Consider the following 14,154-nt stretch of genomic DNA (forward strand, 5'->3'; position numbering starts at 1 on the left):
CCCGGCCTACCGCCGGCGGGGCGCCAGCGTGAACCCCTCCGGCTTCAGCGTCAGCATCTCCGCCACCCGCAGGCGGTAGTCGGCGGGCGCGGTGAAGTCGTACCGCCGCAGCACCGCGCCCAGCGCCAGCGTCGCCTCGTGCACCGCGAACTGCCGCCCGATGCACGCCCGCTCCCCGGTGCCGAACGGCTTGTAGACGTGCGGCGGCCGGGCCCGGACGGCCGCCGGCTCGAACCGGTCCGGCGAGAACGACTCCGGCGAGTCCCACACCGACGGGTCCCGGTGCACCAGCGGCAGCAGCACCAGCGCCCACTGGCCCGCCCGCAGCGGGTACCGCCCGCCCAGCACCGTGTCCGCCCGCGCCTCCCGCGCGAACCCGGGCGCGGTCGGCCACAGCCGCAGCGCCTCGTCCAGCACCCGCCGCACGTACCGCAGCTTCGCCACCTGCTCGAACTCCGGCGCCTCCGCCGAACCCCACACCGCGTCGACCTCGGCCCGCGCCCGCTCGGCCACCTCCGGGTGCCGCGACAGGTAGTACAGGGCGAACGACAGCGCGCCCGACGTCGTCTCGTGCCCGGCGACCAGGAACGTGATCACCTGGTTGCGGACGTTCACGTCGTCCAGCTCGCCCGAGGACAGCATCAACCCGAGCAGGTCCGACCCGCCCGTCCCGCGCCGCACCCGGACGACCTCGTCCACGACCTCCGCCAGGTACCGCAGGTCGCCCTGGTACCGCCGCTCCGCGGCCCGCCCGAAGACCTTGCGCACCAGCGGGGGGCTGAAGCTCTTCCGCTGCGCGTACCGCAACGACCCGATCATCGCTCGCACGAACGGGTGAACATCGCCGCGCGAGAACGACTCGAACGAGTACCCGAACCCGACCCGCCCGATCGTCTCCAACGTCAGCTTCGTCATGTCGGCGGACACGTCGACCACCCCGCCCGCGTCCCACTTGGACACCAGCTCGGCGGTCACGTCCACCATCGTCCGGTGGTAGGCGCGCATGGCGCTCTGCGTGAACGCGGGCAGCAGCACCTCGTGCGCCGCCCTCCAGTTCGGCTCGTCGTTGTAGGCGGTGAACAGCCCGTCCCCGCCGACGTCCCGCAACGCCTCCACGCCCAGCGCCAGGTGCTTGGCGAACCGCGACTCGTCGGCCAGGTCGGCGGCCAGGTCCGCGCCGCCGACGAACACGACCTCCTGGTCGAGGAACCGCCGGGTGAAGATCGGGCCCAGCTCCCGGCCCAGCCGCATCGTGCCCTGCACCGGCGTGCGCCGGTCGGCGCCCAGGACGTCGCCCAGGACCGGCACCCGCCACCGCGGGTGGGGCAGCTCGGCGGTCCTCACCTCTTGTCCCGGTTCGCCGCGCTCAGCCGTCGCATCAAGTCCTCGTTGGCCAGCCGCCGCTGCAACCCCGAGGAGAACGCCGGGAACGCCCCGCCGAGCGCGCTCGCCACCCGCAGCTCCGGCGGCGCCACGTTCACCTCCGCCCGGTCGCCCTCGATCGCGCCGACCACCCCCACCGCCACCTGCTCCGGCGACACGGTCCGCATCCCGGCCGGCGGCCGGGCGCCCGTCCCGGCGAACATCCCGGCGTCCCGCACGAACCCCGGCTGCACGATCGACACGCCCACCCCGCTGCCGCGCAGGTCCTCCCGCAGCCCCAGCGCGAACCCCCGCAGCCCGAACTTCGTCGCGTTGTAGAGGGACGAGTAGGGCGAGGCCACCTTCCCCGCCAACGACCCGACGAACACCACGTGCCCGCGCCGCGCCGCCACCATCGACGGCGCCAGGGCGTGCGCCAGCGCGATCGGCGCCTCCAGGTTCACCGCCAGGGCCCGCCTGACCTGCTCCTCCGCCAGGTCCAGCAGGGCGCCGCTCGCGGGCAGGGCCGCGTTGGCGACCAGCACGTCCACCGGCCCGACCTCCTCGGCCAGCCGCCGGACGCCGTCCGCCGAGGCCAGGTCGGCCACCACGGCCCGCCCGCCGACCTCGGCGGCGAGGCCGTCCAGCTCCGCCACCCGCCGCCCGGTCAGCACGAGCCGCGCCCCGCGCCGGGCGAACTCGCGCGCGACGGCGTGCCCGATCCCGCCCGTCGCGCCGGTCAACAGCACGGTCGTTCCCCGCACCCGCATGAACCCTCCCGATACTGTTCGTTCGAACGAACAGTATCGCGGATCGACGCCGACACCCAGCGGGGCACAATGGCCGCATGACGACCAGGCAGCGGATCATCGGGGCCGTGCTGCGGATCATCGGTGACGACGGTGTCGCGGGCGTGACCAACCGGCGCATCGCCCAGGAGGCGGGCGTCTCGCTCGGCTCGGTGACCTACCACTTCGCCACCCAGCAGGACCTGCTGCGGGAGAGCCTGCGGCACTTCGTCACCGAGGAGACGAAGCGCTTCGGCGAACTGGCGACGCGGGACGACACCAGGTGCGCCGACCTCGGCCAGGTGGTCGAGGTGGTCGGCCAGGTGGCCGAGGCCACCGGCGCCGACAGCGAGCGCATCGCGCCGTACGAGCTGTACCTGCACGCCGGCCGCGACCCGGAGCTCCGGGCCGCCGCCGCCGAGTGCTTCGCCGCCTACGACAAGCTCGCCGAGACCGTCCTCGCCTCCATCGGCGTCAAGGACGCCGACCAGGTCGCCGGCGCCGTCGTCGGCCTGGTCATGGGCCTCAAGCTGCGCGCCCTGGCCACCGGTTCCGGCTCCGAGGACCTGGTCAACGGCCTGCTCATGCTCGCCAGGGGCGCGCTCAAAGAGTGATGCCGGTGAGCACCAGCGTGCGCTCCTCGGTGAAGTCCTCCATCGCCGACCGGACGCCCTCGCGCCCGGTCCCGGACCCCTTCACCCCGCCGTAGGGCATCTGGTCGGCCCGGTAGGACGGCACGTCCCCGATGATCACGCCGCCCACCTCCAGCTCCGCCGCGGCCTCGAACGCCACCCCGACGTCCCGGGTGAAGACGCCCGCCTGCAACCCGTACTCGGTCGCGTTGGCCAGCTCGAACGCCTCCGCCACCGACCCGACCACCGACACCGCCAGCACCGGCCCGAACACCTCCTCGCGCCACAGCCGCGCGTCGGCGGGCACGTCCTGCACCACCGCGGGCTCCACCGTCGTCCCGGTCCGCCCGCCGCCGACGTGCAGCACACCGCCGCCCGCCACGGCCTCCTCCACCCACTCCTCGACCCGCCGCGCGTTGTCCTCGTCGATCAGCGGGCCCACCTCGACCTCCGGGTCGTGCGGGTCGCCGGTCCTCAGGGCGCGCACCGCCTCGACCAGCTTCGGCACGAACTCCTCCGCCACGTCCCGGTGCACCAGCACCCGCTGCACCGCGATGCACGACTGCCCGGCCTGGTAGTTGCCGAACGTCGCGATCCGCTCCGCCGCGAGGTCCAGGTCCGGCCAGTCGGCGCACACGATCGCCGCCGAGTTGGACCCCAGCTCCATCACCACGTGCTTGCGCGGGGCCGAGTCCATCAGCGACCACCCCACCGACGTCGACCCGGTGAACGAGATGACCGGCAACCGCTCGTCGGTCACCAGGGACTTCATGTCCGCCCCCCGCACCGGCAGCACGGAGAACGCCCCCTCCGGCAGGTCCGTCTCGGCCAGCAGCTCACCCAGCAGCAACGCCGACAGCGGCGTCGCCGACGCGGGCTTCACGATCACCGGGGCGCCCACCGCCAACGCCGGCGCCACCTTGTGCGCCACCAGGTTCAGCGGGAAGTTGAACGGCGCCACCGCCAGCACCGGCCCGCGCGGCACCCGCCGGACCACGGCCATCCGCCCCTCGCCGCCGGCGTCCGTGTCCAGCCGCTGCAGCTCGCCGCTGAACCGCCGCGCCTCCTCGGCCGCGAACCGGAACGTGCTCACCGCCCGCCGCACCTCGACCTCGGCCCACTTCAGCGGCTTGCCGTTCTCCGCCGTGATCGTCTCGGCGATCTCCTCGCCCCGCTCCTCCAGCGCCCGCGACACCTGCAGCAGCGCCGCCGCCCGCACGTGCGCCGGCGTCCGCCGGAACCGCTTCGCCACCCCGGCCGCCGCCGCCACCGCCCGCTCGACCTGCTCCGGGCCGGGCACCGCCACCGACGCCACCTCCGTCCCGTCGAACGGGTGGTGCACCGCGATGGCCGAAACACCCTGCTCGGCGTGTCCGGCAACCCAACAGGGTCGTGGCTGAGGCGTGAACGCGTCCATGACCAACACCGTATTCCCGCCGGCCCCGGTCCGACTCATTGATCTTTGACGCACCCCCGCGCTCACAGCCCGAGCAGGTTCTCCTCCACGTACGCCATGTGGCCCAGGTAGTAGGAGTCGTGGCCCTCCTCCCGCTGGCGCCGGAACTCCGGCCGCTCGCGGATCATCGCCACCATGTCGGCCAACCGGGCCAGCACCCGGCGCCCCAGCCCGGCCACCGGCATCCCGTACGCGTCGCAGAACAACCGGGCCCGCCGCCGCTGCTCCTCGACCGCGCCGAACTCCGGCGAGAACGGCACCAGGCAGTACGCCGTGTACGCCACGTCCCACCACCGCGGGCCGGGCCGGGCCCCGTCGAAGTCGAACACCCCGACCGGCAGCCCGTCGCGGAAGACCATGTTGTACGGCGCGAGGTCGTTGTGGCAGATCACCTCAACGGGTGAAACAGCCGGGAACTGCCACCCCTCCTCGAACCCGGCGGCGCCCACCAGACCCGTCGTCGCGTCGTGCAGCCGCCGCACCATCCGGCCCACCGCCACCAGCGCCTCGTCGGTGCGCAGCTCCGCGCCCAGCGGCGGGTGGCCGACCTCACCCACCAGGTACGACAGCACCTCCCGCTCCCGCCCGCCCACCACCTCCACCCCGTGCACCGCCGGTGAGATGCCAAGCGGCGCAAGGTGTTCCAGCAGGCGGTGCACGGTGGGCGTCCAGGGCCCGGTCGGCCTGCGGACCGTCGACCCGACCCGGACGACCTCGTTGAGCCCGCCTCCGGTGAGCACTTCCTCTTCCACGCATGACATCCTTCACCTGCGCGGATCCGCCAGACGAGAGGTTTTCCCCCAGTGGCCGAGAGCAGCAACCGCCCTGTGCTGGTAATCGACTTCGGTGCGCAGTACGCGCAGCTGATCGCCCGGCGCGTCCGGGAGGCGCAGGTCTACTCCGAAGTCGTCCCGCACACCACACCCGTGGCGGAGCTGCTGGAACGCGACCCCGCCGCCATCGTGCTGTCCGGCGGGCCGTCGAGCGTCTACGAGCCCGGCGCGCCCCAGGTCGACCCGAAGCTGTTCGACGTGAACGTCCCGGTGTTCGGCATCTGCTACGGCTTCCAGGCCATGGCGGGCGCCCTGGGCGGCACGGTCGAGCACACCGGCACCCGCGAGTACGGCCGCACCGACCTGGGCGTGCAGCAGACCGGCGGCCTCCTGCACGAGGAGCTGCCCGCGAAGCACCCGGTGTGGATGAGCCACGGCGACTGCGTCACCAAGGCGCCCGAGGGCTTCACGGTCACCGCGACCAGCGAGGGCGCCCCGGTGGCCGCGTTCGAGGACACCGAGCGCCGGTTCGCGGGCGTCCAGTACCACCCCGAGGTCGGGCACTCGCCGCACGGCCAGGAGGTGCTGCGCCGCTTCCTGCACGAGATCGCGGGCATCCGGCCGCAGTGGACGACGTCCTCGATCGTGGACGAGCAGGTCGCGCGGATCAAGGCGCAGGTCGGCGACGGCAAGGCCATCTGCGGCCTGTCCGGCGGCGTCGACTCGGCGGTCGCCGCCGCGCTCGTCCAGCGGGCCATCGGCGACCGCTTGACCTGCGTGTTCGTCGACCACGGCCTGCTGCGCGCGGGTGAGCGGGCGCAGGTCGAGCGCGACTTCGTGGCCGCGACCGGCGTCAACCTCGTCACCGTCGACGCCCGCGAGCGCTTCCTGGACGCCCTCGCCGGCGTCACCGACCCGGAGCAGAAGCGCAAGATCATCGGCCGTGAGTTCATCCGGGTCTTCGAGCAGGCCGAGCGGGACCTGAAGGCCGAGGGCGACTACCGGTTCCTCGTCCAGGGCACGCTCTACCCCGACGTGGTCGAGTCCGGCGGCGGCGCGGGCACCGCGAACATCAAGAGCCACCACAACGTCGGCGGCCTGCCGGACGACCTCCAGTTCACCCTGGTCGAGCCCCTGCGCGCCCTGTTCAAGGACGAGGTGCGCCGGGTCGGCGCCGAGCTGGGCCTGCCGGAGACGATCGTGCAGCGCCAGCCGTTCCCCGGTCCCGGCCTGGGCATCCGGATCATCGGCGAGGTCACCCAGGAGCGCCTGGACGTCCTGCGCAAGGCCGACGCCATCGCCCGCGAGGAGCTGACCAGCGCCGGTCTCGACCGTCAGATCTGGCAGTGCCCGGTCGTGCTGCTGGCCGACGTGCGCAGCGTGGGCGTGCAGGGCGACGGCCGCACGTACGGCCACCCGGTCGTGCTGCGGCCGGTGTCCAGCGAGGACGCCATGACCGCCGACTGGACCCGGTTGCCCTACGACGTGCTGGAGCGCATCTCGACGCGCATCACCAACGAGGTCAACGAGGTCAACCGGGTGGTCCTGGACGTGACGAGCAAGCCGCCGGGCACCATCGAGTGGGAGTAGCGGAAAGGGCCCGTCCACCGGACGGGCCCTTCCTCGTTCCCCTCACCGACGCCGTCGCGCCGCCCCCGCCAGCAACCCCAACCCGATCACCATCGCCCCCCCGGCCAACGCCCACCTCAGGTCGAGGAACGCGGGCCACGAAGCGCCGTCGGAGAGCATGTAGGCGGCGGCGACCATGGCCGCGACCCCGAACACCAGCCCCACCACGTCGACCCCGCGCTTCTCGACCGAATCCTGGTCAGCCACGACTCACCTCCACCTCTCCGAGATCCGTGCGCACGTCGAGCACGATCTTCAACCCGCCCGGTCCGTCGGCGCCGTCGCTGGTGACCTCGAACCGCTGGTCGCCGTCGCCCTGCTCGTCGAGGCAGGTGACCGTCCCCATGTCGGACCGGCACGTCACCGTCACGTCCGCGTCGGCGGGGACCCTGACCCGCGCCACGCCGACACCGACCTCGACGTCCGTGGTCACCGTCCCGGTGCTCGGCAGCCCGGTCAGGTCGAGGTCGACCTCGCCCATGCTCACCGCGTACCGGGACTCGACCTGCTCCACCGACTTCGGCTGCGCGGAGTAGTTGCCCATCCGCTCCGAGCCGGACCCCTCGAAGTCGATCGAGGTGATCGCCACCCCGACCACCGACAGCGGCACGACGAGCCAGATCAGCCCGCGCCCACCGCCGCCGCGCAGCGCGCCGAGCACCATCCCCGCGCCCAGCACCGCGACCAGCAGCCCCAGCACGTGCCGGGTGTCGAACCAGTCCGAGTACGCCGACGCCACCAGCGACCCGGCCAGCACCACCAGCGACGCCCCGAACGTCGCCGCGCCGACCCGCGACCGGGGCCGCACCGGCGCCGCCGACGTCACCACCGGCGCGGGCGCGGACGCGGGCTCCGGCAGGTCCCAGGCGAACGGCGCCGCACCCAGCGGGTCCCACGCCGGCGGCTTGACCTCCGCGGTCCCACCCGGACCCGCACCCGCACCCGAATCCACGCCGTCCCCCACCTCGAATGCCGTCGTCGCGCTCTCCGGCCGGTTGAGCTGCCCGCGTCCGCGGTGCAGCAGGTAGATCGCGCCGACGGACAGCAGCACACCGCCGACCATGGTGAAACCGCCGTCGACGAAGAAACCGGTCGACGGGATCACCGCGATCCCGAGCACCACCGTCAACGCGGTCGGCGTCGAGCTGCGCCCCCTGCCGAGCAGCGCCTCGGCCGCCGACACCTCGTCGTCGGCCTGCGCCAGCAACAGCCAGCCCAGCAGGTAGATGAGCACCCCGGCGCCGTTGCACAGCGCCATGGCCACGAACGCCACCCGGACGATCACCGGGTCGATCTGGTACCGCTCGGCGATACCGGCGGCGACACCGGCGATCTTGCGACCGTCGTGGGGCCGCCTGGGCCTGGTGGCCCAGAAGTCCTTCAACGTCTCTTCGACGCTGGCTGCGCTGATGTTCCCGCTCACGGTGACCAGCTTGCTGAACCCGCCGCTCCCGCACATCGGGGACCCACCCTGAACCGCGCATCGGGTGGAACCCTGATGACCCGCCCCGACCAGCGTGTGACCATCGAGGGGTGAGCGTGGAGACGAAGGCCGTCGAGCCGGTGCGTCGCAGGCGGACCGGCCGGGTGGTCGCGGGCGTGGCGGGCGGTGTCGCCGACCACCTCGGCATCGAGGTGTTCTGGGTGCGGGCGGCGTTCGCCGCGCTGACCGCGCTCAACGGCGTCGGCGTGATCGCCTACGGCCTGCTGTGGATGTTCGTGCCGCAACGCGCGGCCGACGCGCCGGAGCAGCCGTCGAACCCGCGGGAGCGCCAGCAGGCCCTCGGCCTGGTCGCCCTGGGCATCGCCGCGGCCGTCCTCGCCGGCCTCTTCTCCGGCCCGGTCAGCGGCTGGATCGCCGGACCGCTCGCGGTGGCGCTGGTCGGCGCGGCCGTGGTGTGGCGGGAGGCGGACGAGGCGCAGCGCCGCCGGTGGCGGGACGGCGCGAAGTCCGGCCTCCTCGGCGGCTCCGGGCGCACCACGTTCGTGCGCGTGCTGGCGGGCGTCGCCCTCGTCGCCATCGGCATCGGCGTGCTGCTGGTGAACAGCTACGGCATCGACCAGCTCCGGTTCGCGCTGCTGGCCGTGGTCGCCACGCTCGGCGGTGTCGCGGTGCTGACCGTGCCGCTGTGGATCAAGCTGATCAACGACCTCGGCGAGGAGCGCCGGGTGCGCATCCGCACCGAGGAGCGCGCCGAGATCGCCGCCCACCTGCACGACTCCGTGCTGCAGACGCTCGCCCTGATCCAGAAGCAGGCGGAGCAGCCGCGCGAGGTCAAGCGGCTGGCCCGCGGCCAGGAGCGGCAGCTGCGCGAGTGGCTGTACGGGCGGGTCGTCGGGGACAACAACGAGCCGACCACCATGTCCGCCGCCATCGCCAAGGCGTCCGGCGAGGTGGAGGACACCTTCGCGCTGGCCGTGCAGCAGGTCGTGGTCGGCGACTGCGTGCTGGACCCGAACCTGTACGCGCTGGTGCAGGCGGCCCGCGAGGCGATGGTGAACGCGGCCAAGCACGCGGGCGTCGCCGAGATCAGCGTGTACGGCGAGGTCGAGCCCGAGCGCGTCACCGTCTTCGTCCGCGACCGGGGCAAGGGGTTCGACCCGGAGACCGTCCCGGAGGACCGGCATGGCCTGGCGGACTCCGTCGGGGGGAGGATGGACCGGCACGGCGGCGAAGTCCGGATCCGCACCCGGCTGGGTGAGGGCACGGAGGTGCAGCTGATGATGCCGAGGAAATCCGCAGACAAGCGAGAAACGGGGGCCAGGACATGACCGTTCGGGTGTTCCTGGTGGACGACCACGCGTTGTTCCGCGCCGGGGTGCGGGCCGAGCTGGACTCGATCACCGACGAGGTCGAGGTCGTGGGCGAGGCCGGCTCGGTCGGGGAGGCGGTGGCGGGGATCGGGCACCACCGCCCGGACGTGGTGCTGCTCGACGTCCACATGCCCGACGGCGGTGGCGCGGAGGTGCTGCGGCAGGTGCGCACGGCGCTGCCGGAGGTGGTGTTCCTGGCGCTGTCGGTGTCCGACGCGGCCGAGGACGTCATCGCGGTCATCCGCGCCGGCGCCCGCGGGTACGTGACGAAGACGATCTCCAGCCAGGAGCTGGTGCGCGCGGTGGTGCGGGTCTCCGAGGGCGACGCGGTGTTCAGCCCGCGGCTGGCCGGGTTCGTGCTGGACGCGTTCGCCGACCGGCCGGGCGCGGCTCCGATCAGCGACCCCGAGCTGGACCTGCTGACCCCGCGCGAGCGGGACGTGCTGCGGCTGCTGGCGCGCGGTTACGCGTACAAGGAGATCGCCTCGGAGCTGTTCATCTCGGTGAAGACGGTCGAGACGCACGTGTCGAGCGTGCTGCGCAAGACGCAGCTGTCCAACCGCTACGAGCTGTCGCGGTGGGCCTCGGACCGCAGGCTCGTCTAGATCAGCAGCTCCGACCAGGTGATGCGCAGCCGGCCGTCCGACGGCTCGACGAGGAGCTGGTAGCGCCCGGCCGTCTCGACGCCCGCCTGGATGAATGTCACCCGCACCCGGACGACGAACCTCGTGGACGCACCGTCCTGGACGGCCTCGAACAGGTCGGTGCGCACCTCGTCGTACTGGCCCCAGAACGCCTGGTACTCGGGGAACGGCTGCCGGTAGCCCGCCGCCAGGTTGTCCCAGGCCGCCTCGGTGCTCTCCGGCAGCAGGTCGTAGTGGGAGCGGATCAGCTCGGCGGCGTCTTCGGTCGTGTAGGCGGGCGCGGTGGGACCGCTGCCGCCCTGGAGGCCACCGGCCGAGTCGCCGCCGAAGAAGTCCGGCCGCAGCGCGCCCAGCACCACGGCGCTCGTGACCACGAGCAGCACGACCGTCGCGACCACGGGCGCCGGCCACCGCCTCCCGGCCGCCGACCCCGGGTCCTCCGCCGCCGTGCCGGCCCCCGGCTCGACCGCCCCGGCTTCGACCGCCCCGGCCCTGCCCGCTCCGGCCTCGACCGCCGCCGCCTTGACCCCTTCGGCCCTGGCCGCTCCGGTCCTGCCCGCCTCGGTTTTGCCTGCTCCGGTCCTGTCTGCTCCGGTCCTACCCGCTCCAGCCTTGCTCACTCCGGCCCTGTCTGCTGCGGTCCGGCCTGCGCCGGCCCTGGCTGTTCCGGCCCTGACCGCCGACGTCCTGACTGTCGCCGCCCTGACCGCCGCGGCTTCCGCTTCGACCGGGCCGGCCAGCAGCTGCGCCGCCTCCGCCGCCGTGGGCCGCTCCGCCGGGTCCGCGGCCAGCAACCGGGTCAGCACCCCGGTGAGCGCCCCGGACCGCGTCGGCGGCTCGATCCGCCCCGCCGCCGCCCGGTAGAGCAGCCCGAAGTTGTTGTCGCTCACCCCGTGCGGCGACCGCCCCTCGACCGCCGCGTACAGCGTCGCGCCGAGCGAGAACACGTCCGAAGCCCGTCCCGGCTGCTCACCCCGGGCCACCTCGGGCGCGAGGTACGCCGGTGTGCCCGTGATCATCCCGCTGTCCGTGAGCGTGCCGTCGCCGGCGGCACGCGAAATGCCGAAATCGGTGAGCTTGACCGCCCCGTCGTGCCCGATCAGCACGTTCGACGGCTTCACGTCCCGGTGCACGATGCCCGCCGCGTGCGCCGCGGCCAGCGCGGTGGCCACCCGCCGGCCGATCCGGGCCGCCTCGGCCGGCTCCAGCCCGCCCTCCTCGGCCAGCAGCCCGGCCAGGCTGCGCGAGGGCAGGTACTCCATGACCAGCCAGGGCCGGTCGTCCTCCACCACCACGTCGAACACCGAGATCGCGTCGGGGTGCTGCAGCCGGGCCGCGTTGCGCGCCTCGCGCATCGCCCGCGCCCTGGCCACGTCGACCTCGTCGGCGGTCAGGTCGGGCCACCTGAGCTGCTTGACCGCCACCTCGCGGTCCAGCAGCCCGTCCCGCGCCCGCCAGACGACGCCCATCGCGCCGCTGCCGACCCGCTCGACCAGCGAGTACCGACCGCCTACCGTCCCCCCGGACTCCGCCACGCCAAGCAGGTTAGGCGATGGCTCAGTTGGTCGAGACCAACTTGGCCAGCTCGCGGTCGAAGTCGATCCACAGGTCCTCCTCGCCGGGCTGGACCACGTCGTAGGTGAGGTCCAGGAACTCGGCGATGTCCTCGGCGTCGGCGGACAGGATCGCGAAGCCCGTCGGCGCGTTCAGCTCGACCAGGACCCGCTCCGGGTCGTCGGCGGCCGGGCGGACCAGGATGTCGCCCTCGCCGGACGAGGTCAGCAGGCCGTCGGCCAGCAGGTCCCGGGCGAAGATCCACTCGACCTTGCCCTGCCCGGTGTGGAACAGCACGGCGACCGCGTACGGGTCCTCCGGCTCGTAGTGCAGCTCGGCCTCGACCGGCGCCGGGGCCACGCCCGGGACGAGGAGGTGGAACGTCGTGTTGATGGTGATGCTCTCGTTGCTCATGTCCTGTGGGTTCCCTTCCGGAGTCGTCCCTCTCATGTGAGGAGACGTCCGACAGGGCGAATCGGGACGTGGTTCGCCTGAACACCACGCGATCGGGGGAGACCTGCGTCTCAAGTACACCCGTTTGCCCAGGAGAGGTGTCTCAGATGGCCCGACGCCCTGTCGTACTCGTGGGTAACAGCGCGTTATCGCAGGTCACTTGAGCGTAGTCACCGGTTGCGCCGGCAGCGGCACGATCGCCGTCGCGGGCTGCTTGCGGGTCAGCGCGACCCCCACGAGGACCACCGCCATGCCCAGCACGACCCTCAGGTTGAGCGCTTCGCCGAGGAACAGCGCGCCCAGGAGCACCGAGACGACCGGCAGCAGGTAGCCGACCGTGGTGGCGTTGGTCGCGCCCTCGTCCTCGATGATCCGGTAGTTCAGCACGAACGCGACGCCGGTCCCGAACACGCCCAGGATCGCCACCGCCACCAGGGGCTGCCAGGACAGGTGCACCGGCTGGAGCCCGGCCACCGGCGCCACGACCGCCGTCATGCCCGTCGCGGCCACCAGCTGGGACGAGGAGATCTGGATCGGCGTCAGGCCGCGCCCGGACACCGTGCGGCCGATGTAGGCGTAGGCGACCGCGTAGGAGGCCGCGGCGGCCAGGCACGCGATCGCGCCCCAGCTCGCCAGCCCGGCCTGCTGCCACGGCGCGAAGATGAGCAGGACGCCGGCGAACCCGAGCGCCAGGCCCGCGACCCGGGCCGGGTTGCGCCGCCGCTCCGTGCCGAGCGCGAAGCCGATGCCCAGCGCCCACAGCGGCGTGGTGGCGTTCAACACACCCGCCACGCCCGAGTCCACCGTCTGCTCGCCGAACGCGAACAGCGCGAACGGGAGCGCGCTGCCGAACACCGCGGCGAAGCCCAGGTGCAGCCACGTCGTCCGGTCGCGCGGCAGCCGCTGCCTGTTCCAGCGCAGGAGCGCGACCAGCACCAACGCGCCCAGCGCGGTGCGGGTGAGGGTGATCTGGACCGGCGAGAGGCCGGTCAGGGCGATCTTGATCCACAGGAAGCTGGAACCCCAGAGCAGGGCCAGGACACCCATCCTGATCAGCGTGCCAGGCTTGTTCACCAGCACACCTTCCGTCCGGTCAAGCATCAGCACAAGTGAATAGTTCTGCACGACGCTTAAGCAAGTCTGTACGGTTGGGTCATGCTGGACGTGCGACGCATGCAGGTGCTCCGGGCCGTGGTCACCACCGGCTCCATCACCGCCGCGGCGGTCAACCTCGGGTACACGCCGTCGGCGGTCAGCCAGCAGGTCTCGGCGCTGGAGAAGCAGGCCGGGCTGCCGCTGCTGGACCGGGTCGGGCGCGGCGTGCGGCCCACCGCGGCGGGCCGGCTGCTCACCGAGCACGCCGCGCGCATCACCGATCGGCTGGTCGAGGCCGAGGCGGCGCTGGCCGACCTGCGGGCGGGCCGCACCGGTCGGCTGCGGGTGCGCTACTTCGCCACCGCGGGCGCCGCCCTCGTGCCGCCCGCCGTGGCCGTGTTCCGGACCAGGCACGCCGACGTCCAGCTCGACCTCAAGCTCACCGAGCCCGACGACCCGGTGGTCGAGGTCGCGGCGGGCCGCGCGGACGTGGCGATCGTCGTGCACCACCGGGAGAACGACCCGCCGCGCGGCGTGCACCTGGTGCACCTGCTGGACGACCCGTACCTGGCGGTGCTGCGGCGCGGCCACGAGCTGACCCGCAAGCGCGTGCTCGACCTGGCCGACCTGGCCGGCGAGCCGTGGGTGGACGCCGTCGCGCCGCCCGGACCGTGCCGGGACATCGTGCTCGACGCGTGCGCGGGCGCCGGGTTCGCGCCCCACTTCGTGGTGGAGGCCGACGACTACCCGACCGCGCAGGGGTTCGTCGCGGCCGGGCTCGGCGTCACCATCGTGCCCAAGCTCAGCCTGGGCGTCGTGCACCCCGGCGTGGTGGTCCGCAAGCTCCGCCACCCGGAGCCGACCAGGACCATCTGCGCCGCGATCCGCGAGGACGGCGCCGGCTCGCCCGCGGTCACCAGCCTGCTGGACGCCCTGAAGGCGTCAGCGGGCTGA

The 14,154-nt window shown here is 73.3% G+C and carries 14 protein-coding genes; 5 read left to right on the plus strand and 9 right to left on the minus strand.

The window, feature by feature from the left end; genetic code table 11:
- Window positions 1–6: 6 nt before the first annotated feature.
- The gene (locus AB0F89_RS10510; protein ID WP_367134952.1) at window positions 7–1,344 is read right to left on the minus strand and encodes a cytochrome P450; all 1,338 of its coding nucleotides are present in this window, start codon (window positions 1,342–1,344) and stop codon (window positions 7–9) included.
- Window positions 1,341–2,132: an SDR family NAD(P)-dependent oxidoreductase gene (locus AB0F89_RS10515; protein ID WP_367134954.1), complete on the minus strand. Its 792-nt coding sequence runs from the start codon at window positions 2,130–2,132 to the stop codon at window positions 1,341–1,343. The genes AB0F89_RS10510 and AB0F89_RS10515 overlap by 4 nt, the downstream gene beginning before the upstream one ends.
- Before the next feature lie 77 nt (window positions 2,133–2,209).
- Here AB0F89_RS10515 and AB0F89_RS10520 point away from each other — a divergent pair, with 77 nt between their 5' ends.
- A complete protein-coding gene (locus AB0F89_RS10520) occupies window positions 2,210–2,764 on the plus strand; it encodes a TetR/AcrR family transcriptional regulator (protein ID WP_367134956.1) in 555 nt (184 codons plus the stop codon).
- Here the strand turns inward: AB0F89_RS10520 and AB0F89_RS10525 are convergent.
- Together AB0F89_RS10525 and AB0F89_RS10530 are read right to left on the minus strand one after the other, a co-directional pair.
- Window positions 2,754–4,199, minus strand: a complete 1,446-nt coding sequence (locus AB0F89_RS10525) for an aldehyde dehydrogenase family protein (RefSeq protein ID WP_367134958.1) — start codon at window positions 4,197–4,199, stop codon at window positions 2,754–2,756. The genes AB0F89_RS10520 and AB0F89_RS10525 overlap by 11 nt on opposite strands.
- A gap of 62 nt (window positions 4,200–4,261) precedes the next feature.
- Window positions 4,262–4,999 carry a phosphotransferase gene (locus AB0F89_RS10530; protein WP_367134960.1) on the minus strand — a complete coding sequence of 246 codons (738 nt, stop codon included), beginning with the start codon at window positions 4,997–4,999 and terminating at the stop codon, window positions 4,262–4,264.
- Between the two features lie 42 nt (window positions 5,000–5,041).
- Here AB0F89_RS10530 and guaA point away from each other — a divergent pair, with 42 nt between their 5' ends.
- Window positions 5,042–6,601, plus strand: a complete 1,560-nt coding sequence (guaA, locus tag AB0F89_RS10535) for a glutamine-hydrolyzing GMP synthase (protein ID WP_367134962.1) — start codon at window positions 5,042–5,044, stop codon at window positions 6,599–6,601.
- A gap of 42 nt (window positions 6,602–6,643) precedes the next feature.
- Here the strand turns inward: guaA and AB0F89_RS10540 are convergent, their stop codons facing one another.
- Together AB0F89_RS10540 and AB0F89_RS10545 are read right to left on the minus strand one after the other, a co-directional pair.
- Window positions 6,644–6,847: a hypothetical protein gene (locus AB0F89_RS10540; RefSeq protein WP_367134964.1), complete on the minus strand. Its 204-nt coding sequence runs from the start codon at window positions 6,845–6,847 to the stop codon at window positions 6,644–6,646.
- Window positions 6,840–8,063: a PspC domain-containing protein gene (locus tag AB0F89_RS10545; RefSeq protein WP_367134966.1), complete on the minus strand. Its 1,224-nt coding sequence runs from the start codon at window positions 8,061–8,063 to the stop codon at window positions 6,840–6,842. Before AB0F89_RS10545 ends, AB0F89_RS10540 begins: the two co-directional genes overlap by 8 nt.
- Window positions 8,064–8,173: 110 nt before the next feature.
- Between AB0F89_RS10545 and AB0F89_RS10550 the strand changes: the two genes are divergently transcribed.
- The gene (locus AB0F89_RS10550; protein ID WP_367134968.1) at window positions 8,174–9,412 is read left to right on the plus strand and encodes a PspC domain-containing protein; all 1,239 of its coding nucleotides are present in this window, start codon (window positions 8,174–8,176) and stop codon (window positions 9,410–9,412) included.
- Window positions 9,409–10,059: a response regulator transcription factor gene (locus AB0F89_RS10555; RefSeq protein WP_230572391.1), complete on the plus strand. Its 651-nt coding sequence runs from the start codon at window positions 9,409–9,411 to the stop codon at window positions 10,057–10,059. Before AB0F89_RS10550 ends, AB0F89_RS10555 begins: the two co-directional genes overlap by 4 nt.
- Here AB0F89_RS10555 and AB0F89_RS10560 read toward each other — a convergent pair.
- The 3 genes from AB0F89_RS10560 to AB0F89_RS10570 all read right to left on the minus strand — a co-directional run bounded on the left by AB0F89_RS10560 (window position 10,056) and on the right by AB0F89_RS10570 (window position 13,185).
- Window positions 10,056–11,633, minus strand: coding sequence for a serine/threonine-protein kinase (locus AB0F89_RS10560; RefSeq protein WP_367134970.1), 1,578 nt, complete (start codon window positions 11,631–11,633; stop codon window positions 10,056–10,058). The genes AB0F89_RS10555 and AB0F89_RS10560 overlap by 4 nt on opposite strands.
- A 22-nt stretch (window positions 11,634–11,655) precedes the next feature.
- Window positions 11,656–12,066, minus strand: coding sequence for an SsgA family sporulation/cell division regulator (locus AB0F89_RS10565; RefSeq protein ID WP_367134972.1), 411 nt, complete (start codon window positions 12,064–12,066; stop codon window positions 11,656–11,658).
- A gap of 195 nt (window positions 12,067–12,261) precedes the next feature.
- Window positions 12,262–13,185 carry a DMT family transporter gene (locus AB0F89_RS10570; protein ID WP_367138810.1) on the minus strand — a complete coding sequence of 308 codons (924 nt, stop codon included), beginning with the start codon at window positions 13,183–13,185 and terminating at the stop codon, window positions 12,262–12,264.
- 75 nt (window positions 13,186–13,260) lie between these two features.
- Here AB0F89_RS10570 and AB0F89_RS10575 point away from each other — a divergent pair, with 75 nt between their 5' ends.
- The gene (locus AB0F89_RS10575; RefSeq protein WP_367134974.1) at window positions 13,261–14,154 is read left to right on the plus strand and encodes a LysR family transcriptional regulator; all 894 of its coding nucleotides are present in this window, start codon (window positions 13,261–13,263) and stop codon (window positions 14,152–14,154) included.

The sequence above is a fragment of the Saccharothrix sp. HUAS TT1 genome (genome assembly GCF_040744945.1).
Classification (GTDB): Bacteria; Actinomycetota; Actinomycetes; order Mycobacteriales; family Pseudonocardiaceae; genus Actinosynnema.

What these genes read in the sequence shown, in the direction of transcription:
- AB0F89_RS10515 (WP_367134954.1), bottom strand. Translation starts at nt 2,132, where the DNA reads ATGCGGGTGCGGGGAACGACCGTGCTGTTGACCGGCGCGACGGGCGGG.
- AB0F89_RS10520 (WP_367134956.1), top strand. Translation starts at nt 2,210, where the DNA reads ATGACGACCAGGCAGCGGATCATCGGGGCCGTGCTGCGGATCATCGGT.
- AB0F89_RS10525 (WP_367134958.1), bottom strand. Translation starts at nt 4,199, where the DNA reads ATGGACGCGTTCACGCCTCAGCCACGACCCTGTTGGGTTGCCGGACAC.
- AB0F89_RS10530 (WP_367134960.1), bottom strand. Translation starts at nt 4,999, where the DNA reads ATGTCATGCGTGGAAGAGGAAGTGCTCACCGGAGGCGGGCTCAACGAG.
- AB0F89_RS10555 (WP_230572391.1), top strand. Translation starts at nt 9,409, where the DNA reads ATGACCGTTCGGGTGTTCCTGGTGGACGACCACGCGTTGTTCCGCGCC.
- AB0F89_RS10565 (WP_367134972.1), bottom strand. Translation starts at nt 12,066, where the DNA reads ATGAGCAACGAGAGCATCACCATCAACACGACGTTCCACCTCCTCGTC.
- AB0F89_RS10575 (WP_367134974.1), top strand. Translation starts at nt 13,261, where the DNA reads ATGCTGGACGTGCGACGCATGCAGGTGCTCCGGGCCGTGGTCACCACC.